Consider the following 20863-nt stretch of genomic DNA (forward strand, 5'->3'; position numbering starts at 1 on the left):
TCCGGGCCCATATGATTAATTTACGGAGAAGGTTAAAAGGAAACCAGGTAAATGGAAAACGATTTAACCTGGAGGACGGGTCCAATTCATATCTTCTAATCAACTTTGTAGCCAACCCCCCATACGGTTTTTATAAATTTCGGCTTGCGCGGATTTTGCTCGATTTTCTCCCGAATTTTACGAATATGTACCATGACGGTATTGTCGGAATCAAAATACGCTTCCTTCCAGACGGCTTCATATATTTTCTCAATGTTCCACACCATGCCCCGGTTACGGGCCAGAAGCTCCAGAATGGCAAACTCTCGCGGCGTAAGCTTCACTTCCTGTCCTTGCAGCTTGACTTCGTGCGTTAACGTGTTGATCGTCAGCTCATCTACCTCAATCTCATGCTCCTTATTCACATGAGGGATATTCAAACGCGTGTAGCGGCGCAGCTGGGACTTGATTCGGGCAATCAGCTCGAGCGGGTTAAACGGCTTGCTCAGATAGTCGTCGGCACCGGAGGACAAGCCCCAGATTTTGTCCATGTCCTGACTTTTGGCCGAGAGCATGATAATAGGCATATTTCTTTGCTCACGGATTTTGAGACAAGCCTCAATACCATCCATCTTCGGCATCATAATGTCCAGAACGATCAAGTCTACGTCCTCCTTCTGAAGCACCTGAAGCGCCTGCTCTCCATCCGATGCCCGGAGCAATTTATATCCTTCGTTTTTTAAATAAATTTCAAGCATATCGATGATTTCTTTCTCGTCATCGACAAGGAGTATCGTAGATTGTGCCATCGCGCGGATACCCTCCTGTATTCCTGTATAGTTTGTAGTTCAGTTGTATCAGTTCTAAAAGGACGCCCTTCATATACATGCATATCCATAAACGTAACAACTTGGAAGAGTAAATACAACCCCTGAGGATTGCGAGTCTTGAAGAGAATCCCATGAAGCTTTAGATAAGTAGGTGGTACTCCGGTGAGGGCGCTACCGCTCCTACAGGGGATACCTCACCTCCATCTCGAATAATCAAGTTTCTCGACCCAAATATTGCTAAAACAAACTTTTCACATGGAATGATTGATTGCGTCGTTTGAACTGCTATGGTACTTAGTATAGCTGCAGAATCTTAACAGATTGTAGAAACAATTCTTAAAAGTTTCTTAACGTTATGGATTTGATTTCATCCTCCAAGCAGCGCAAAGAAACCCGACAGAACCGGCAGTGCCAGCGTCGGGTTTCCTTAGGTTGATACCTGTTACACCATAATTTTGCAAATATCGTTCGTAAATTCTACAGGGTCCTGAACCGGTAATCCTTCGATTAGAAGAGCTTGGTTGTAGAGCAATTGGGTATACAGATTGAACTTCTCTTTATCTTTGCCATATGCATCCTTCAATGATTGGAACACTTCATGATTTACGTTAATTTCAAGCACTTTGTCGGCCTTTACATCTTGGCTGTTCGGCATTGCTTTTAAAATCTTCTCCATTTCAATGGTGACCTCGCCCTCGGTTGACAAGCAGACCGGATGGGTTTTCAAGCGTTTGGACGCTTTAACCTTAGTCACTTTGTTCGTCAGTAAGGATTGCATGGAATCGAAGAGCTCCTTAGTGCCGCCCTCTTCGGTCTCAGCCGCATTGTCGTTAGCATCCGATTCGATTCCCAAGTCGCCGCTCGATACGGATTTGAACTCTTTTTCCTTATAGTTCATGATCATTTTGATCGCGAACTCGTCGATATCGTCGGTGAAGTACAGGATTTCATAGCCTTTATCTGCCACCATCTCGGTCTGTGGAAGCTTCTCAATTCTTTCGATCGATTCACCAGCGGCGTAGTAAATGTACTTCTGATCTTCCGGCATTCTTGATACGTATTCATCCAAAGTAACCAGCTTCTTCTCCTTAGAGGAGTAGAACAGCAGCAGGTCTTGCAGTACGTCTTTATTCGCACCGTAATCGCTGTACACGCCGAACTTCAGCTGTCTGCCGAACGATTTATAAAATTGCTCGTACTTGTCTCTTTCATCCTTCAACAAGCTTTGCAATTGGCTCTTGATCTTGTTCTTAATGTTTTTAGCGATCAAGGTCAGCTGTCTGTCATGCTGCAGCATTTCACGGGAAATGTTCAGTGACAAATCCTCGGAATCGACCATCCCTTTCACGAAGCTGAAATAGTCCGGAAGCAGGTCGGAGCATTTGTTCATGATCAGCACGCCATTGGAGTACAGCTCAAGCCCCTTCTCGTATTCCTTCGTATAGTAGTCAAAAGGCGTGTTTTCCGGGATAAAAAGAATCGCATTATATACCGCGGCGCCGTCCGCACTAATATGAATATGCTTAAGCGGCTTGTCGAAGCCGTAGCGCTTCTCAAAATAAAACTGATCGTAGTCTTCCTGCGTCAGCTCGCTTTTGTTTTTGCGCCAGATCGGAACCATGCTGTTAACCGTTTGTTCCTCGGTGTATTCCTCGAGCTCCTCGGCGTTATCTTCCTTAGGACGCTGCCCTTTTACATCCATCTTGATCGGGTAACGGATAAAATCGGAGTATTTCTTAATGATCGCCTTCAGACGATACTCGTCCAAATACTCGTCATATTGGTCATCCTCGGTGTTTTGCTTAATTTGCAAAACAATTTCTGTACCTACGGAATCCTTCTCACAAGGGACGATCGTGTAGCCGTCTGCTCCCTCGGATTCCCATTTATAAGCCTCGTCGCTGCCCAAAGCTTTGCTTGTGACTGTAACCACATCAGCTACCATGAAAGCGGCATAGAAACCAACACCGAATTGGCCGATAATGTTGTGGCCGTCTTTGGCTTCATTTTCTTTCTTGAATGCGAGCGAGCCGCTCTTGGCGATAACGCCCAAGTTATTTTCAAGCTCTTCCTTCGTCATACCGATACCCGTATCGGAAATGGTCAACGTACGGTTTGCCTTATCCGCAGTAACTTTAACGAAATAATTGTCTTGGTTGAACACCAGTTGATCGTCGGTTAATGCTTTGTAGTATATTTTGTCGATAGCATCGCTTGCATTAGAAATAAGCTCTCTTAGAAAGATTTCACGCTGTGTGTAAATAGAGTTAATCATCATTTCCAGCAATCTTTTGGATTCTGCTTTAAACTGTTGTTTGGCCACGAAAAGATCTCCTCTCAAAATAAACATCGTCAAAGTAGGTTAAGTTGCTGCGCAGATGATATAAATTCAACTGCTGTAAGCTTTAGCACTCAATTCACTTGAGTGCTAACTCTTCCTTTTATATACCATATCCTAATTTTTAATGTCAACCTCTTATTCCAAAAGACGGAATATTATTTGGTAAATTCAAGTATTCCCTAAAATACACTCAAGCTTTTCTTACCTACAAAAAAACCGCCAGCTATAGGCTAGCGAGTTTATCGAGAAACCTGAGTATTCGAGAAATTTGCTATATAAATAGGTGGGGTATCCCCTGGAGAAGCGTTAGCGCCCGCCTTTATTATCGGGAAATAACAGCTGTAAAGCGAGTAAAATCAAGTTTTCCCGATAATAACAGCGGTCGGAGGGGGATACCCCACCGGATTATGCTAGCAGCATTTCGAGTTTTTTAGGTTTCTCTTTTGACTAACAGCCTATAGCTGGCTTCACCACGATCCTAACCAATAATGACCGAATTTCCACCAATCCGTAGTCCATGATGCGAAACCGTCGGCTCCCGATCCGTCCGAATGTAAGTAAACGGCCATACCATGAAAATAGTTTGCCGAAGGATCCGCGCTGTCATTTTGCAAAGCGGTAATGGCCGTATCGACCCCTTGCAGACCAAACTCCATGTTTTCATACTGGGAATTATGACCTGATGCAGGCTTATCGGCAAACGCCGGCTGTCCTATAAATACGCGCACACCGTTCATAGGTGCAGGATGATCAGCATTGTTATTCCATGTCTTACCTGAAATGGCATGCATAATATCGGTCGTTTGCTGCTGCATCCAGCTCTGGTACCCGCTTCCGCTAGCGGCACCGCTGTCGTAAGTCATAGCCACAACTACATCGACATTGCGTCCCATATAATAGAAATAAGTAGGGCTCCAGCTCCAATTACTGCCGTTCCCCCATTTATGCGCCGCAACCCCGGTCAGCTTCGAGCTGCCGATCCCCTGCTTGATTTCGATCATCAGCTGCTTATAAGCATTGTAGCGTGTATCGTTGTTGCCCGAAGGCTCAAGATCCAGTATCACTCCGTCAAACGCTCGGTTGGCGCCGCTTACGTAGCTGCCGGGAACTGAGGTATCCGTAAGCTTTTTACACTCATTCACAATGGCCGCTCTAACCGCTGCATTCGTTACATCTACCGTTGCGCTGTCTGCGCTCAGCCAGGCGAGGATTTTAAACTTGGTCCCGTTGGTGTCCTCGTAGCTTTTAACCGCATTTAAGTATGATTTCACTTGCGCCAGCTCAGTCGATGCATTGCTAATCAATCCATTAGCGGTAAAAAAACCTGAGTTCGGAAACCAATAATTCACCTTGTAGGTATGGTCCATTTTATCAGCAAGAGTGGGAACCAGATTTACAAAGGAGGTGTACTTCACGTAATTGTGGCTAAAAAAAGCAGCATTGTCCAAATACTGTCCTTGCACCGTAGTAACGGCACTGGCAGGGCTGGCACTGGCAGTCAACAAGCAGAGAAATAGGAACCATACGGTGTAAAAGGATAGCTTTGACTTTTTCATAAGCAATTCGTTCCTTTCGCTTATCGTTTTTGGCTAACATACACACATCCCAAAAGCTCCATCACTACGGGCATGTATTTGGACTGCTGCACTAGAAATCAGTCTCCGTACGAATCGGAACGACTTCTCAATTGCTCCGCAAACTCGCGATGCATCCCAATTCCTTTTCCAGCAAAATAATCTACGATTTCTTTGGATAGCCTCGTATTGACATGGTTGTACTTCACCGCTTCATTCATAACGAGGATCCCGCTGCGATTTACAAGCTCAGGCTGCATCGTTCCGTTTACAACAGGCGCATATACCGTACAATGGCTCAGTGTCGTGCCGCCGGTCGATTCGAGCGAGAAGAAGTTTTGCCCGTCGTCGGTCCCGTAAGCTTTAAAGCGACAGCGATCAAAGTCAAGCCTTCCTCGCAGCGTTCCTCCGTCCTCCCCGGCAACTCTACTAACGATGCAGCGTGTAAAGCCGACATCCGCAGCACATCCGACCAGTTCAGCGGATAGCGGTCCGCAATCGCTAAATTCGATACTCGGAAACAGCGAATACTCGTCTCCATCTGCTCCTTTATTATCATTTTTCACTGAAAAATGAATAGGGTCTGTTGATCCAGAGGACAGCTCCTCAAGCTGTATATTTGTAAAACGCATCCTGGAGTTAGGCACAAGCAAATCGCCTTGGAAACCGCCTTTGTTGCGAAGAACAAACCCGTTTGTATCCTTCACTTCCATAATTCTCACGCCGCTTTCACGCCCTTCGACGAAGATGCTCCGAAATTCAACGTGGGAAGGGAAAAACAAGCGCTGCCCCGTTCCCATCTTGGAAAAAGGCGCTATTTTCATGATCCAGCAAACGTTCTGAGCCTCCGGCAGACCTGTGAAATCGAACGTGAAATCGTCGATAATGACCGATTTGCCATAGCCAATGGGATATTTATAATCAAAATCGCTTGGCGTCATTCGCAGCGCACTAGCCTCCAGCTTGGTATCCGTTATCGTAAGCCGGCAGCGGTTCAACCGAATGTTGCCGTCCCATTGAGCGCCGTAATCGTTGCGCATGCCTAAGAACTGATTGCTCACGCAGCGCGTATTTTCAATAAATAGATCGCCGCCTCCGGTCAAGGTAAGCCCCTTATAGCCGATTTCCGAGTCACGCATATAAAAATTCCAGCAGTGAAAATGCACGTCCACGCGGTTCAGCCTACAGCCCTCGATCCGGAAATTTTTGAACAAATTCGTTCCGAATACGCCCCAATGCGAGCTGCTTCCTTCGGCCGTTACATTGCGAAAGGTGGCACACAGCACGGTGCTGCCGCCAATACCGTAAGTACCGTGAGGCACATTAAGATTAGGAGCTCCTCGATCATAGACCAACGGCAGAAGCCGGACATTTTCAAGCAGTACATCGTAAGCTAAGTTAAAATTGTAAAAGCCGTTGCGAGCATTTCGTGATATATCTTCCTTGCCAGGCTCCAAACCTACCCACTGGTTCGTAACGCGCGTTCGGCTGCGACGAATGACAAACCCGTTTTGTACGTATTTTTGGGGATCGACTCCGGAATTGTCACCCGATAAGTAAAATGTCCCTCCATTTAAGGTCAAATAGCTGTCATCGCACGGATAGGCTGTAAGACTCGTATAGTCATTGAAGGTCCAGGCAATATCTCCAATAATTCGGCCGTACTCCTCCACATAAAAAAACTCTTGTCTCGCCCAGCCCGTACCGTTGTAATTACCATACCGCATGCCTATTCGGTCATTGTCGTCCTTGACGACCACCAGGCAATTTTTGTATGGAGCCAGTTCTGGAATCAGCGTAGTTCCCGGTTTTAGCTTCGATAGAAGAGCCGCTTTGGTCGCTGGATCAAGCTCGATCTCTTCTGGCTCCTTGCAGCTTATAACCTGGAATTTGGGCTCGGCGTTCTTGTTGAGCTTCTCGTCAATGTGAAATACCGTTTGCCCCCACTGGACATCCGTTTGAATCGTGATCCACTGCGTATCCTTGATCCAATATTCACCCGTGGGATTAACGAGGGGGAGCCCGACTTTGTTCGCATAAGCATGCGCTTTTTTAATCTGTACTCCGTCATCGTTGACGCCATCGCTGACCGTGCCGAACATGGTGTAGTTAACGGAGGAAACGGGCAGCAGATGCGCCTGCAGCCCGCCTTGCAGTTGAATGACACTGCCTCCGTCTTCTCGTTCAGCAGCACGCTTAATCACATAAGTCGCACCACCCCTGTCACCGATTCTATAGTAACCATAGGTGGATAGGACCGTTCCTTCCACTACAGCAGTCGATTGTTTCAATTCCTGTAACGTTAGTTCCATATTCTCTGTACCTCCGTGATGATCTTAAGGTCGAGGAGAAGCCGAAATGGATCAACGAGCCGATAGTAAGGGACCCATACTCTCCTCAGTGCAAGCAACTACTTCCTGCTGATCCGTGGAGCGCTAGTACCGCTTTTCCAATCTTTGTCTTGTCGCCCTCTCTCCTTCTCCTCTACACGTCCGCTTTATTTGGTTTTGGCTGTATCGATATCTTTCTGTGCTGCTTCCGCCGCTTCTCTAAGTGCCGTATTGACATCCTTTTGTCCTGTTACGATCTGTTTGAAAGCCGCCGTCGTCTTGGAGCTAGCAATCCCGCTAAGTTCATCCTTCGGCGTTATCAGTGCGGTCTTTTCAGGAGCGTAAGGCTTCAAATTTTTACCTTTATACGCGTCTTGATTTTGGGCAAATACTTTGCGGACGTCGGAGCTTTTCAAGCTCGTCAGCTTGCCTATCTTGGAGATCTTCGTCTGATATTCGTCGGATGTAAGGTAAGCTAGAATTTGGAACGCTTCGTCTTTATGCTTGCTCATCCCCGCAATCGACATATAGGACGGTGCAAACTGTGGAGCGACGCCCTGAGCTTCCTTAAAATACGGCATCGAAACCACATCCCAATCGAACGGAACCTGATTCGAGAGCAGATCAACTCCGTAATAGGCGTACATGGCAGCACGCTGATCCTTTTTGAACAAGTCGGCATACTTATTGATCATTTCCTCGGCATTTTGTGGTCCCGCCAGCTCGAAGAAACGAGAGAAGTTGTTCACGACGGTTTTAAACTTGTCTTCGGCAATGACCACTTTGTTGGCTTTCAGATCATAGTAAGGGGCCGATAGCTGATTGTATGCGAGAATGTGGAAGACGGAAGTTGTAAATCCGTAGTATTGAACTCCGCCTTCGGAGCGTGTCAATGTTTTGGCCAGATCGTACACCTGATCCCAGGTCATGCCTTCTTTAGGATAGGCCACGCCGAATTTATCGAATAGGCTTTTATTGTAAAAAAGGGCAAACGTATCCGTATTAGTAGGCAATCCGTACATCCCTCCGCCTGCATATTCTTTCATAAACTCCACAAGCGAAGGCTCCAGCCGATTCAAATCATAGTTATATTTTTTGATGAGATCAGAAATATCGTATTGAAGTCCATATTTGGTCAATTCGCTAATCGTGGAAGGTGTCGACATGATGATATCCACCGTCTGTCCCGATGTCAGGAGGTCCGGGGTCGTCATCCCTTTGCCATATTCAACGAATTTGACGTTTACATTCGGGAATTTCTCTTTGATGTCATTGCCGTACAACGTCATGAACTGATCCGTTGTCCTTGTCGCTTGAGGTGAGTAAAACACGATATCGACCGGATCCTTCATAACCGGAACCTCGGGCGCCTTGCTTGCTGCTGGCTCCTGTTTTGGCCCACAGCCCGCCAGCATGGTCGTAGCAGCGGTAAGGGCAATAAACCCTGATAGGTATCTATTTCTCTTGAATTCTTTCATCGAATCTGTCCCCTTTCGTTTTTTCGTAGCCGTATCCCCCGATGCTTATCTTTTATGTGAAAAAGCGCTTCCAACCCTAGGCTTGCGGAAGTTACAACTTGATGATATCATGAGGGCACTTGAAAACGGTTACCCTAAACCAGGATTATATTACGATTTTCTAACGCCTAATCGCTCTTAAAATGACCATTTGAGCTTAATTTATGTGAATTTTTACGATATACAGGCTGAGTGCTCGGGGGATAAAGCATGGACTTGATCAAAAAAGTATATTGGACCCAGGATATGTTTCAGTTCTTTCATAAAGTGGAAGAGCTGACCCAGGATATCGAATACTACCATGCCCATGAAGGCATGGAGTTTGTTTACGTGCATGAAGGATCAGGAAAATTAATCATTAACGAACGTCTCTATCCCATCGAACCTCGGACGCTGCTTTTTTCACAGCCCTACCAGCTCCATTTCAATCATGTCGAGCCACCGTATCAACGTACCGTTTTTAATTTCAAGCCTTCGATCTTAGAACCGTTTTCCAAGCTGTTTCCAACCTTGTATACGTTTATGTCCCATATCGCCAACAGTCCGTTAGAGATTCAAGTGTTCCGACTGACAGAAGAGCAGGAGCAGCAGTTGAACGATCGCTTTTATCATTTTGGCGAGTTGATTCGCACAGTACCTGTCCATGAGCAAAAAGAAGCGGTCCTGCTGTTCACCATGAATTTCCTTTCTTATCTTATGACCCGAGTGTTCCCTACGGAAAATATCAGCCATCAGCCGATTCGGCCGCAAAAATCACGCCACGTTGAAAAGATGCTTCAATGGATTGAAATGCACTTCAAAGAGCCCTTTGAGCTGTCAAAAATGGCAGAGGAATTATTTTTGTCACCGAATTATATTTCGGGGCTGTTTCATAAAGTAACGGGCAAAAAGATTATAGAGTACATAACCACCCGCAGAATGCAGGAGGCCTGTCTATTACTTCATAGTCCCTCAGCTTCCATTCATGAGGTGGCGAAGCAATCCGGCTTTGACGATCCGTCTTATTTTACTCGGATATTCAAGCAGCGGTACGGCCAGACGCCTCGACAATATCGCCGCCATTTAACGACGATGTACCCTGCTCAGCGCGGGTGACTTAGCAGCAAAAAAAACAACGCGGTCTAGGCCCTAAGCCCTTTCCGCGCTGTTAAACTTTGAAGCTGCTGAAGTATGCCTTGAAACTTCTAGGGCACTTCCTATGTTCTCTTTTACACACTCACTTCCTGAATGCGAATATCGTATCGTTTACTTAAATCGACGAACTCATCGTTGACTTTAATTAATGGAGTCTCTCGGCTGTGAGGATTCAGGTACACAACCTCTCCCTCTCTGCCATCGGATAAGAACACCGTTTCGCCGATCAGTTTGTTGATCATATTATCAAGAAACACGGATACGATGTTCGGATCAAGCTCCCCAAACAATCCCGTTCTCATACGGCTTACAATCTCATGGAAGGGGATAGGGTCGTGGTACGGCCGCTTGGAGGACATAGCGTGGAAAATATCGGCTACCGCGACAATTTTGCTAAAATAATCAACTTGGTTATGTTTAAGACCCAAAGGGTAGCCTTTACCGTCATTTCGCTCATGGTGCTGCAAAGCTACAAGCGGAATACGGCGGTTTAAGCCTTCCGTATTTTTTAGAATCTCGTAACCGTAAATCGTATGTTTTTTTATGAGATCATACTCTTCCTTGGTCAGTTTACCTGGCTTATTCAGTATTTCAATCGGCACATTCACTTTCCCGACATCATGCAAAGTTGCCGCAAGCGATAGCGTGGAAAGATCAGGCTCCGGCAATTTCAACCATTTTCCGATTAAGGTAGATAAGATTCCCACACCAATATTGTGCTGATATGTGTACTCGTCCGTCGCTCTGACTACCTGAAACAAACGAAAAATATTAGAATGCTCAGATACTTGCTGAATGACGGGGAGAAGCTCCTCTTGGATTTCTAATAGCGGGATCTTTTGAGATTTTCCAATCGATTGAAACAGCTCCTCCGATGTTTGAACAGCTCTGTCAACAGAATGCTTGTATACATCCTCCACTTCGGATACGAGGATAATGGATAGGGGATCAACATTATGGTTTTTCAATAACTCAACATGCAGATCAAGCAGCAGGGTCCCCGCAGGTATAAGGATCATCCCATACGAGTTGGCAATGTCATTTTTCACTTTTTTCCCAAGATACCTATCCATGTACTCACTCCCCAAACCGCCGAATTATTAGTTGACCAGCACTTTGTTAATAGCTTCAAGCACCCGCTCCTTCTGGAACGGCTTTACAATAAAGTCTTTAGCCCCGGCCTTAATCGCATTCACTACCATTCCCTGTTGGCCCATGGCGGAACACATAATCACTTTAGCTAGCGGATCATGCTTTTTGATTTCAGTCAGAGCCTCAATTCCATCCATCTCAGGCATCGTGATGTCCATGGTCACCAGATCCGGCTTTACCTTCTTATACATTAGAACCGCTTCTTCACCATTCGCAGCTTCTGCCGCGATCTCAAAGCCACTCGTAGTCAGCATGTCCTTTAACATCTGCCTCATAAAAGCAGCGTCATCAACTACCATTATTTTTGTCATAGACTTATTCTGCGCTCCTTGTTTGCTTGATTACCATATTTGTTGGTGTACATTTTTTTATCTGCGATTTTTAATAATTCATCCAAACCCTTACCTTCATCTGGATACACCGCGTACCCTGCCGAGACAGTAACTGTCATAGGAACCTGACCAGACAGTGCATTCAATTCATGATGCAGACGGCTTTGCCGCTCTTGCATTCCTGATTCGTCCGTACAGGGAAGAATGACCAGGAACTCATCGCCACCCCATCTCACCACATAATCCGATTCTCTAAAAATGCTTTTGAGCGTATGCGCAATAAGCTGCAACACCCGATCCCCCATTGCATGATCATGCTGATCGTTAATCGATTTGAAGTTATTGACGTCTATCAGAAAAAGAATCAGCTGCTGTCCTTTTCTATCCGATAGGCTTTGAAGCTTGGGGAACCTATCTATGACGAACCGACGGGTGTAGCTTTCCGTCAATAAATCCTTCTCCGATAAGTATTTGATTCTGTCATACTGCTTACCAAGCCACCAGCCAAAAAACAGATAGAAAGCCGAAACCGTAAACTGAATCACATCCAATAAACCATGAAATATGTAGTTATATACAATTAACCCCAACGAACTAATCATGACGATGAGGAGAGATACGATACGTCCCGTATATTTCATTCCTTATGGCAGCCCCTTGTTTATTTTAGGTCATTAGCCCTACCTATTGTACACCATTTCAAAAGACCGTTTACTTAAGAATTGTTAATAATTGGTCATTGATCCTTTAATCCCGTTATAAGTGGAAAAAGCCAACATCCGTCCCTTAAAAGACTCGTCTTGTTGGCCTGCTTCTTTTTGTTTAGGTATTCTAATCTCTACTTGTTAGTAGATTCCTTCGCTTTCTTGAATATCCGCGATTCTCTTCTTGCCCCATTCGTACATCATTTCAATAATCGGAAGCAGTGTCTTTCCGAGCTCCGTTATAGAATATTCGACTTTTGGTGGCACCTCGGGAAACACTTCTCTATGCACGATGCCGTCATCCATCAATTCCTTCAGCTGACTCGTAAGCATCTTATGCGTGATTTTTGGAAACAGGCGCTGAAGCTCACTGAACCGGCGGGTGCCCTCCGTTCCCAAATGCCACAGAATGACAATCTTCCACTTTCCGCTGATCATCGATAGGGTCAATTCTTTCTCACAATTAAAATCCCCGTTCTTGATTTTATCTAGTATTTCTTGTCTAAGGTCCGACATGATTCTCTCCCACGCTTTCAAAAGTTACTTTTTTGTAACCACCGCACAAAAAAGTGCATTCTTCTTTATTCTCTCCACAGAGGTTAAGATGTATTTTGTATTAACCAATACGGTTTCCTAGAGAGAGGTGCTTACACAAAATCATGCACAGGAATACGCTCATAAATAGGATAAGCATAATGGCTGAGACGATAGGATGATCCCTGTTCAAGGGAATTCAAATTATATCAGAAAAAGCATTTAATAAAAAACCATTATCAGGAGGACATTATATTATGGAACTGCAATTAGCGTTAGACTTGGTTAACATCCCGCAAGCGAAAGAACTGGTGAAGGAAGTCGAGCCGTACATCGATATCGTAGAAATCGGCACACCCGTTGTTATAAATGAAGGACTCAAGGCTGTAAAAGAAATCAAAGAAGCATTTCCTCATTTGAAGGTACTGGCGGATCTGAAGGTTATGGATGCAGCCGGTTATGAAGTTATGAAAGCATCCGAAGCAGGCGCGGATATTATCACCATCCTAGGAGCGGCTGAAGATATGACTATCAAAGGCGCGGTGGAAGAAGCCAAAAAACAAGGCAAAAAAATTCTGATCGACATGATCAGCGTTAAGGATCTGGAGCAGCGGGCTAAAGAAGTCGATGCGTTCGGAGTAGACTACATCTGCGTTCACACAGGCTATGATCTTCAAGCGGTCGGAAAAAATTCCTTTGAAGACCTGCTGACTATTAAACGTGTAGTCAAAAATGCAAAAACAGCTGTCGCTGGCGGCATTAAATTAAGCACTCTGCCGGAAGTCATTAAAGCGCAGCCGGATCTGATCATTGTAGGCGGCGGAATTACCAGTGAAGAAAACAAACAAGCCGTTGCAGCTGAAATGCAAAAGCTGATCAAACTAGGTTAATGTCCATGATGCAGACAGCGCCTTATTTAGACACCATAAGCAAAGAATTAAGCCGCTCAGTCGACTTGATCTCCGAAGAACAGGTGGAACAATTGGCAGAGCTCATCCTTCGATCGAAAAAAGTATTTGTTGCGGGCGCTGGCCGATCCGGTTTGATGGTACGAGCCTTCGCCATGCGGATGATGCAAATGGGGATCGAAGCGTATGTCGTAGGCGAAACGGTCACCCCGAACATGGAAACCGAGGATACATTAATCATCGGATCCGGATCTGGGGAGACTCGCAGCTTGGTGCCTATGGCCGAAAAAGCAAAAGGCTTAGGCGGATCAGTCGCCGTTGTAACCATTTTCCCGGAATCCACTCTTGGAACAATAGCAGAGCTGGCCGTGAAACTGCCTGGCGCTCCAAAAGATCAATCTAGCAATACAGCTCAAACCATTCAACCGATGGGAGCATTATTTGAGCAAACCTTATTAATCTACTTCGACGCCGTTATCCTTAAAATCATGGAAAAACAAGGCTTGAACTCCGGTACGATGTTTGGCCGCCATGCCAATCTGGAGTAGAGAGTGGCCCTCACGAATTATTGTGAGGGCTATTTGTTTCAGGTTCTACTGACGACCTTTTTGAATCTAAATCATGAAAATATCGTATTTATGTCCACGTCGATTTATAATAGATGAATACAATCCTTATTTTTTAGCAAGGAGCTTTGCTATGAGCTTGTTTTCTACATTAAACGATGAACAATGGTTGCAGCTGCTCGAACAAGTAGCCCAAACTTTTAATGAAGTCACCCTTAGCCGAGGGTTTAATTATTTTAAACAGCAGCGCGTAGTCAGGCTGGTCGCTTCAGAGGATCGGGTTATTCAAGCATGGGTGACTGGCTCGGAAGAGTACAAGGTTACGCTGCACTTAAATCATTTTAAGTCCAACTCCTGTGATTGCCCGGTTCAAACTTCCTGCAAGCATCAAGCAGCTGTGATCATGGAGCTTGCCGATAGGTTGGGCTATCCTGCCTCTCAGATTGTGAATGCCAAGCACCATCTGAAACGGATCACGTCCACACCATCCCCAGAATCACAGATTAACCAATTGCCGAGCATGAAGATTAAAGGTTGGCATGAGGCTATGAATCAATATACATCTCGTGTTACCCCGGCGTATGATTTAGGGATGTATTCTGACGCGCTGAGAAGCCAACTGCAAACGATTCGTAAGGACTCTATTGATTTCTCTGATGGGGATCGAATCTTTTTCGAGCTGCATCAAGAGTTATTTATTTTACGAAAAATGAAAGAACATTCCGCTCAAAATAACGTAAACTATTACACATCTTTTGCGTTGTACCGATTGTCTGATAAAATCCAAGACTGGCTGGAGCAGCAATCCTCCCTAGTCGATTTTACTCTCCATGCAGAGCGTCTTAAAGAAACATTAGAATATATAAGACAGCAAATGCTGGATGAAACCAAACATAAGTATTTGGATTTAGGACTGTATACAGCACTATGGGAGTACGGAATAGCCCATTCTCCCGAAGGCAGCCACTGGGTGTCTCAAGAGATTACCGAATTAGAGAAACAAACATCCGATTCCCCATCGGCTTCTCTTCTGGCGGCCAAGGCTTACTTGTATCTGTATCAATCCAAAAGTAAAGAGGCATGGGAAGCTTTACAAGAGAGCAATGCGGTAATAAAAGTACCGGCGAGTCTCTTCTTTCCTTTCTTGAATCGTATTAGGGATTCTCACAACTGGGATGATCTAGTGGACTGGTTAATCAAGACCGCCTCTTACTTCTATGGTCAAAAAAATAAAGAGCTTGACACCTATATGGACTACTGGAAAACGGCCATTTCGCATGTACCAGAAGCGGAGAACCATTTATGGACCGTTCTCGAAGGGATGCTTCCTCATTCCATCTCAATTATGGAAGAGGTGCTATACGAGCAGCGGAAATGGAAGCCTTGGCTAGAGCTGCAAATGATTCAGGGACATGATCCCCACTCCCATAAGGTCAGCGTTCTACAGCCGATTGAGAAGGAAGCTCCTGAGCTTCTTCTTCCTTTCTATCATCAAGCCATCGAGCGATATGTCGCCCTTAAAAATCGCCACGATTACAAATTAGCGGTCAAGCTGTTGAAGAGACTGGACAAGGTATACAAAAAAATGAAGCAGGTGGATAGGTGGGAACGATTCTTCACCGGTTTCATTGAGCGGCACAGCCGATTGCGGGCACTGCAAGAGGAAATGAAGAAAGGAAAGCTGCTGGAATGATTACACAATGGTATGATATGACACTGCATGTCATTTTAACAGATAGCGGGGACGCCTTGTTATGGGGCCAGCAGAATGAACAGGATGTTCCCGGCGAAAAATTCCGGAAATTATTGTTCGCATGGCATGAGCCCTCCTACTATGGAACGACTTTGGAGCTGCAGCAGGCGGGTGAGCTGACGGTAACGGTTCTTCCTGCGGAAATGGTGCTTCCCTTCTTCGCCCAGCCGAATTTCATCGATATCATCCGATGGGAGGGTGGAACGGAAGCGGTGAATGGATTGCTTAAGGCAGCACCTCTCTTATACGAAGAAGCCAAATCGGGCCACTATATACCTAGCTATAGCTCATTTCGCAGCGGAAAGCTGCAGTGGACATGGGAGTCCGGATCGGAAGGCTTGGAGGAACTGGATTGGGAACCTTTGCATCAATTAGATGCCACAGGTGAGGAGCTCTCCGGTCTGCGTTCCGCTTTTTCCGCTACGGTTTTCATGGAGCAATATTCCGACGAGGCCGCGATGGCCGATCTTCGGCGTGATTATCCCGCGTTGTTCAGAGGTCGCGAGTCGGCAGCCTCTGCATCCGCTGGCGCTTTTACAGAGGAAGAGTGGCTCGCATCACTTGGCTGGAAGCCGGATATGGCCCCTTTCCGTCCTGCTCTGCAGCTGCTGGAGCCGGACGACGAGCAGTACGATTGGCGCCTCCGGCTCGTGCTGCAGGATAAAAACGATAGCTCTGTACTCGTACCCCTTCGTCTGGCTTCAGACGGGAATGCATTCGGCACCTGGGCTAGCGAGTGGAGTCCCTATATCCAGGAGCGTTCTCCCGGATGGACAGCCAGACTGGCCACAGCACTTCCAAGCGCCACTGCTGGCGGCGAGCTCTTTGCTAAGCCGCTTAGTGACGAAGCTGCTTGGCGGTTTCTGACCACGGACAGCCGTGAATTGCTGAGCGATGGCTGGAACGTCATGCTTCCCGGCTGGTGGGAAGCAGCTTCGAAGCGCAAGCCGCGGCTTCGTGCGCAAGTAACATCTGAGGCCGGAGGTAGAAGCGAGTCACTATTCGGCTTGAATGCTCTTGTCGATTTTGACTGGCGCGTTGCTATCGGCAATGCGGATCTTAATGAAGCTGAATTCACCGAACTGGTGAACCGCAAGGAACGGCTGATTCGCTTCCGCGGCGAATGGGTTTACTTGGATCCCGCGCTGCTGGAGCAAATCCAAAGGCTTATGGAGAGTATGGATCCGGAAGAAGGCCTATCCTTGCAGGATGTCCTTCAATTACATCTGCTGAGTGAGCTTGAACAAGAGAAGCCTACGTCTGAAGGGCGTCGGACTACCGAGCTAGAAGATGAGAACGAGGAAGAACGGATCAAGCTAGAAGTCGAACTGAACTCCCATCTCTTAGCGCTTCTCCGCCAACTAGGCCAGCCGTCGGAATTAAAAGAGCTTGCCGTCCCTGATGGGCTGCGCGCAGAGCTGCGCGGCTACCAACGAGAAGGCTTCACATGGCTAAGCTTTCTTAGAAAACTTGGGCTTGGTGCCTGTTTAGCCGATGACATGGGACTAGGTAAAACCGTTCAGTTCATTACGTATTTGCTGCAGCACAAAGAAGAGTCTGAATCCCCTGCGCTGCTCATCTGCCCGGTATCTGTGCTTGGCAACTGGCAGAAGGAAATCGCCCGTTTTGCTCCCGATCTAAAAGTCTGGGTTCATTACGGAAAAGGACGCTTAAATGGTGAAGCATTTCATGCTGTACTACAGGATACAGACGTTGTACTCACCTCTTATACGACGGCTCTGCTAGATCAGGAGCTACTCCAGGAAATCCAATGGAGCGCTCTTTGTCTGGATGAAGCACAAAACATCAAGAACGCGCAAAACAAACAATCTGCCGCCGTACGCTCTCTAAAAGCACGGCACCGTATTGCGTTGACGGGTACACCGATTGAGAATAGGTTATCAGAGCTGTGGTCGATCTACGATTTTCTCAATCCCGGTTACTTGGGGAATTCACGCGGCTTCCAACATCGATTTGCTAATCCGATCGAGAAGCATCATGACGAGGAACGAACCCTACAGCTTCAAAAGCTCGTCAAACCCTTTATGCTGCGCCGCAAAAAGAAAGATCCTGCAATCCAGCTGGATCTGCCGGACAAGCTGGAGATGAAGGTCTATATCAACCTTACCGCCGAGCAAGGAGCGCTGTATGAGCAGGCGGTCAAGGATCTTATGGACCGCATGAAGAATTTGGAAGGCATTGAACGAAAGGGAGCCATCCTTGCTGCCTTGACTCGTCTCAAGCAGCTATGTGACCATCCCGTGCTGTTGACAAAGGAAGATGCGTTATCCGAGGAAGTGCTCCTATCTGAGGAGCGGCGAGAATCGTTCATTACTCGGTCTGCGAAGCTGGAACGGCTTGTCGCTATGGTTGATGAGCTTCGGGACGAAGGAGATTCCTGCCTGATCTTCACCCAGTATATAGGCATGGGACGCATGTTAGCCGACGTCCTAGGGAAGCATCGAAACGAACCCGTACTGTATTTGAACGGCAGCACCTCCAAGGCAGACCGCGATAAAATGATCGATACATTCCAAGCACCGGATGGATCAGGCCCCGGCATTTTTATTTTGTCATTGAAAGCCGGCGGTGTCGGCCTCAACTTGACGGCTGCCAACCACGTGTTTCATTTTGACCGCTGGTGGAACCCCGCCGTGGAGAACCAGGCTACTGACCGCGCCTACCGTATGGGACAAAAGCGCAACGTACAAGTGCACAAGTTCATTTCCCTCGGCACTCTGGAGGAGAAGATCGATGAGATGCTGGAGAGCAAAATGAGCTTGAGCGAAAACGTAATCTCCACCTCAGAGAATTGGATTACAGAGCTTTCTAATGATGAGCTGCGTGATTTGTTTGCTCTTCGTCAGTCGTGGTAATGCGGTTTTATTGAATAGATGATGTTAAAAAATCCATCCTGGTCAAAAAAACCAGGATGGATTTTTTCATTTGCTCATTTAAGGGATTGTAATTATAAAGTGAAAGCTTCAAAAGCTGGTTGAAAATAGTGATCCAAACTTAACACTGTTCACAATGTGGAGCTATAAAGTAAGGCTAAGGCAAAGGAAAGCAATTGTTAAGCTGTAAGGACTCCAACTTTATTTTGATGTGATAAAGGCCAACATGATTTAACAACCGTATTAATGCACTCAATTAGTTTTCTAAGAAACTCGGGAGCACCACAAAAACAAAAAAACACCCACAAAGTGAGTGTTTTAGATTTGCTTGGCGACGTTCTACTCTCCCAGGACCCTGCGGTCCAAGTACCATCGACGCTGGAAGGCTTAACGTTCGTGTTCGGTATGGGTACGCGTGGTTCCCTTCCGCCATCATCACCAAACGGGATTTTTCGAAGGATTACTTCTTCGAAAATGCTGCGAGAAAATATCCTTCATTAAAAAGGACATGCAGCTCAAGGCTTATTCCTTGAAAACTAGATACGAAATGCATGCGTAAAGTAATCGTATTTGTTAACCGGTTTGTTTCCGGGCCCCGAGAAAGTATTCGGAATAAGCTACAACGCTTCTCTTCACTTTCTTGGGTATTAGGTTAAGCCCTCGACCGATTAGTATTCGTCAGCTCCACACGTTGCCGTGCTTCCACCCCGAACCTATCAACCTCGTCGTCTTCAAGGGGTCTTACATACTGGGAAATCTCATCTTGAGGGGGGCTTCACGCTTAGATGCTTTCAGCGCTTATCCCGTCCGTACGTAGCTATCCAGCCGTGCTCCTGGCGGAACAACTGGTACACCAGCGGTACGTCCATCCCGGTCCTCTCGTACTAAGGACAGCTCCTCTCAAATTTCCTACGCCCACGACAGATAGGGACCGAACTGTCTCACGACGTTCTGAACCCAGCTCGCGTACCGCTTTAATGGGCGAACAGCCCAACCCTTGGGACCTACTTCAGCCCCAGGATGCGATGAGCCGACATCGAGGTGCCAAACCTCCCCGTCGATGTGGACTCTTGGGGGAGATAAGCCTGTTATCCCCAGGGTAGCTTTTATCCGTTGAGCGATGGCCCTTCCATTCGGTACCACCGGATCACTAAGCCCGACTTTCGTCCCTGCTCGACCTGTATGTCTCGCAGTCAAGCTCCCTTATGCCTTTGCACTCTTCGAATGATTTCCAACCATTCTGAGGGAACCTTGGGGCGCCTCCGTTACTTTTTAGGAGGCGACCGCCCCAGTCAAACTGCCCACCTGACACTGTTCCCCGACCGGTTCACGGCCGCGGGTTAGAACTCCGATACGATCAGGGTGGTATCCCAACGTCGCCTCCACACAAGCTGGCGCTCATGCTTCTCAGGCTCCCACCTATCCTGTACAGATCGTACCAAAGTCCAATATCAAGCTGCAGTAAAGCTCCATGGGGTCTTTCCGTCTTGTCGCGGGTAACCTGCATCTTCACAGGTATTAAAATTTCACCGGATCTCTCGTTGAGACAGCGCCCAAGTCGTTACGCCATTCGTGCGGGTCAGAATTTACCTGACAAGGAATTTCGCTACCTTAGGACCGTTATAGTTACGGCCGCCGTTTACTGGGGCTTCGGTTCATAGCTTCGGGATTGCTCCCTAACCACTCCCCTTAACCTTCCAGCACCGGGCAGGCGTCAGCCCGTATACTTCGCCTTGCGGCTTCGCACAGACCTGTGTTTTTGCTAAACAGTCGCTTGGGCCTTTTCACTGCGGCCCCCTCGGGCTATTCACCCTACCGAGGCACCCCTTCTCCCGAAGTTACGGGGTCATTTTGCCGAGTTCCTTAACGAGAGTTCTTCCGCGCGCCTTAGCATGCTCTGCTCGCCTACCTGTGTCGGTTTGCGGTACGGGCACCTTCTCCCTGGCTAGAGGCTTTTCTTGGCAGCCTGAACTCATGACCTTCGCTACTGCAATTTTCGCTCCCCATCACAGACCAGCCTTAACGATGTGCGGATTTGCCTACACATCAGCCTCTCTGCTTGGACGGGCATCCATCAGCCCGCGTCACTATCCTTCTGCGTCACCCCATTGCTCATAACGGTTCACGGTGGTACAGGAATTTCAACCTGTTGTCCTTCGACTACGCCTTTCGGCCTCGCCTTAGGTCCCGACTTACCCTGAGTGGACGAGCCTTCCTCAGGAACCCTTAGGCTTTCGGCGGACAAGATTCTCACTTGTCTTTTCGTTACTCATACCGGCATTCTCACTTGTGTACTGTCCAGCGCTCCTTACGGT

Annotated in this window: 14 protein-coding genes and 2 rRNA genes (1 of these 16 running past the window's edge); 5 read left to right on the top strand and 11 right to left on the bottom strand. The window is 46.9% G+C overall.

All coding sequences use genetic code 11. The features are described from left to right. Positions 1–95: 95 nt before the first annotated feature. From QMA13_RS31650 to QMA13_RS31670, 5 genes are all read right to left on the bottom strand, one after another. Entirely contained in the window at positions 96–788 is a 693-nt protein-coding gene (locus QMA13_RS31650) for a response regulator transcription factor (protein ID WP_282937611.1), read from the bottom strand. 463 nt (positions 789–1251) lie between these two features. Next, positions 1252–3132, bottom strand: coding sequence for a molecular chaperone HtpG (gene htpG, locus QMA13_RS31655; RefSeq protein WP_282937612.1), 1881 nt, complete (start codon positions 3130–3132; stop codon positions 1252–1254). Between the two features lie 485 nt (positions 3133–3617). Continuing rightward, a complete protein-coding gene (locus QMA13_RS31660; protein WP_282937613.1) occupies positions 3618–4706 on the bottom strand; it encodes a glycosyl hydrolase family 18 protein in 1089 nt (362 codons plus the stop codon). Positions 4707–4804: 98 nt separating this feature from the next. Then, positions 4805–7036 (bottom strand): hypothetical protein, encoded by a 2232-nt coding sequence (locus QMA13_RS31665; protein WP_282937614.1) that lies wholly within the window; start codon positions 7034–7036, stop codon positions 4805–4807. A gap of 185 nt (positions 7037–7221) precedes the next feature. Then, positions 7222–8532, bottom strand: coding sequence for an ABC transporter substrate-binding protein (locus QMA13_RS31670; RefSeq protein WP_282937615.1), 1311 nt, complete (start codon positions 8530–8532; stop codon positions 7222–7224). 249 nt (positions 8533–8781) lie between these two features. Here QMA13_RS31670 and QMA13_RS31675 point away from each other — a divergent pair, with 249 nt between their 5' ends. Beyond that, on the top strand, positions 8782–9666 hold the full coding sequence (locus QMA13_RS31675; RefSeq protein WP_282937616.1) for an AraC family transcriptional regulator: 885 nt from the start codon (positions 8782–8784) through the stop codon (positions 9664–9666). A 113-nt stretch (positions 9667–9779) separates the two neighbouring features. Here the strand turns inward: QMA13_RS31675 and QMA13_RS31680 are convergent, their stop codons facing one another. The 4 genes from QMA13_RS31680 to QMA13_RS31695 all read right to left on the bottom strand — a co-directional run bounded on the left by QMA13_RS31680 (position 9780) and on the right by QMA13_RS31695 (position 12409). Then, positions 9780–10778 carry an HD-GYP domain-containing protein gene (locus QMA13_RS31680; protein ID WP_282937617.1) on the bottom strand — a complete coding sequence of 333 codons (999 nt, stop codon included), beginning with the start codon at positions 10776–10778 and terminating at the stop codon, positions 9780–9782. A gap of 27 nt (positions 10779–10805) precedes the next feature. After that, positions 10806–11168, bottom strand: a complete 363-nt coding sequence (locus QMA13_RS31685) for a response regulator (protein WP_282937618.1) — start codon at positions 11166–11168, stop codon at positions 10806–10808. Continuing rightward, positions 11165–11830 (bottom strand): GGDEF domain-containing protein, encoded by a 666-nt coding sequence (locus QMA13_RS31690; RefSeq protein ID WP_282937619.1) that lies wholly within the window; start codon positions 11828–11830, stop codon positions 11165–11167. Before QMA13_RS31690 ends, QMA13_RS31685 begins: the two co-directional genes overlap by 4 nt. Before the next feature lie 204 nt (positions 11831–12034). After that, positions 12035–12409: a winged helix-turn-helix transcriptional regulator gene (locus QMA13_RS31695; protein WP_282937620.1), complete on the bottom strand. Its 375-nt coding sequence runs from the start codon at positions 12407–12409 to the stop codon at positions 12035–12037. A 275-nt stretch (positions 12410–12684) separates the two neighbouring features. Between QMA13_RS31695 and hxlA the strand changes: the two genes are divergently transcribed. The 4 genes from hxlA (at position 12685) to QMA13_RS31715 (ending at position 18530) form a co-directional block, all read left to right on the top strand. Next, positions 12685–13317: a 3-hexulose-6-phosphate synthase gene (gene hxlA / locus QMA13_RS31700; protein ID WP_282937621.1), complete on the top strand. Its 633-nt coding sequence runs from the start codon at positions 12685–12687 to the stop codon at positions 13315–13317. 8 nt (positions 13318–13325) lie between these two features. After that, on the top strand, positions 13326–13883 hold the full coding sequence (gene hxlB / locus QMA13_RS31705) for a 6-phospho-3-hexuloisomerase (RefSeq protein WP_282943663.1): 558 nt from the start codon (positions 13326–13328) through the stop codon (positions 13881–13883). Positions 13884–14034: 151 nt separating this feature from the next. Then, positions 14035–15594 carry an SWIM zinc finger family protein gene (locus QMA13_RS31710; RefSeq protein ID WP_282937622.1) on the top strand — a complete coding sequence of 520 codons (1560 nt, stop codon included), beginning with the start codon at positions 14035–14037 and terminating at the stop codon, positions 15592–15594. Then, positions 15591–18530 carry a DEAD/DEAH box helicase gene (locus tag QMA13_RS31715; RefSeq protein WP_282937623.1) on the top strand — a complete coding sequence of 980 codons (2940 nt, stop codon included), beginning with the start codon at positions 15591–15593 and terminating at the stop codon, positions 18528–18530. The genes QMA13_RS31710 and QMA13_RS31715 overlap by 4 nt, the downstream gene beginning before the upstream one ends. Before the next feature lie 344 nt (positions 18531–18874). On the opposite strand, the gene rrf is transcribed toward QMA13_RS31715, so the two are convergent. Both rrf and QMA13_RS31725 read right to left on the bottom strand, forming a co-directional pair. After that, positions 18875–18991 (bottom strand): 5S ribosomal RNA (gene rrf, locus QMA13_RS31720). 205 nt (positions 18992–19196) lie between these two features. After that, positions 19197–20863, bottom strand: a 23S ribosomal RNA gene (locus QMA13_RS31725) (it continues 1256 nt past the right edge of the window).

The organism is Paenibacillus sp. RC67, assembly GCF_030020805.1.
Taxonomy (GTDB): domain Bacteria; phylum Bacillota; class Bacilli; order Paenibacillales; family NBRC-103111; genus Paenibacillus_S.

Coding starts and splice junctions, on each gene's coding strand:
- QMA13_RS31650 (WP_282937611.1), bottom strand. CDS start 788: ATGGCACAATCTACGATACTCCTTGTCGATGACGAGAAAGAAATCATC.
- QMA13_RS31660 (WP_282937613.1), bottom strand. CDS start 4,706: ATGAAAAAGTCAAAGCTATCCTTTTACACCGTATGGTTCCTATTTCTC.
- QMA13_RS31665 (WP_282937614.1), bottom strand. CDS start 7,036: ATGGAACTAACGTTACAGGAATTGAAACAATCGACTGCTGTAGTGGAA.
- QMA13_RS31670 (WP_282937615.1), bottom strand. CDS start 8,532: ATGAAAGAATTCAAGAGAAATAGATACCTATCAGGGTTTATTGCCCTT.
- QMA13_RS31675 (WP_282937616.1), top strand. CDS start 8,782: ATGGACTTGATCAAAAAAGTATATTGGACCCAGGATATGTTTCAGTTC.
- QMA13_RS31680 (WP_282937617.1), bottom strand. CDS start 10,778: ATGGATAGGTATCTTGGGAAAAAAGTGAAAAATGACATTGCCAACTCG.
- QMA13_RS31685 (WP_282937618.1), bottom strand. CDS start 11,168: ATGACAAAAATAATGGTAGTTGATGACGCTGCTTTTATGAGGCAGATG.
- QMA13_RS31690 (WP_282937619.1), bottom strand. CDS start 11,830: ATGAAATATACGGGACGTATCGTATCTCTCCTCATCGTCATGATTAGT.
- QMA13_RS31695 (WP_282937620.1), bottom strand. CDS start 12,409: ATGTCGGACCTTAGACAAGAAATACTAGATAAAATCAAGAACGGGGAT.
- hxlA (WP_282937621.1), top strand. CDS start 12,685: ATGGAACTGCAATTAGCGTTAGACTTGGTTAACATCCCGCAAGCGAAA.
- hxlB (WP_282943663.1), top strand. CDS start 13,326: ATGCAGACAGCGCCTTATTTAGACACCATAAGCAAAGAATTAAGCCGC.
- QMA13_RS31710 (WP_282937622.1), top strand. CDS start 14,035: ATGAGCTTGTTTTCTACATTAAACGATGAACAATGGTTGCAGCTGCTC.
- QMA13_RS31715 (WP_282937623.1), top strand. CDS start 15,591: ATGATTACACAATGGTATGATATGACACTGCATGTCATTTTAACAGAT.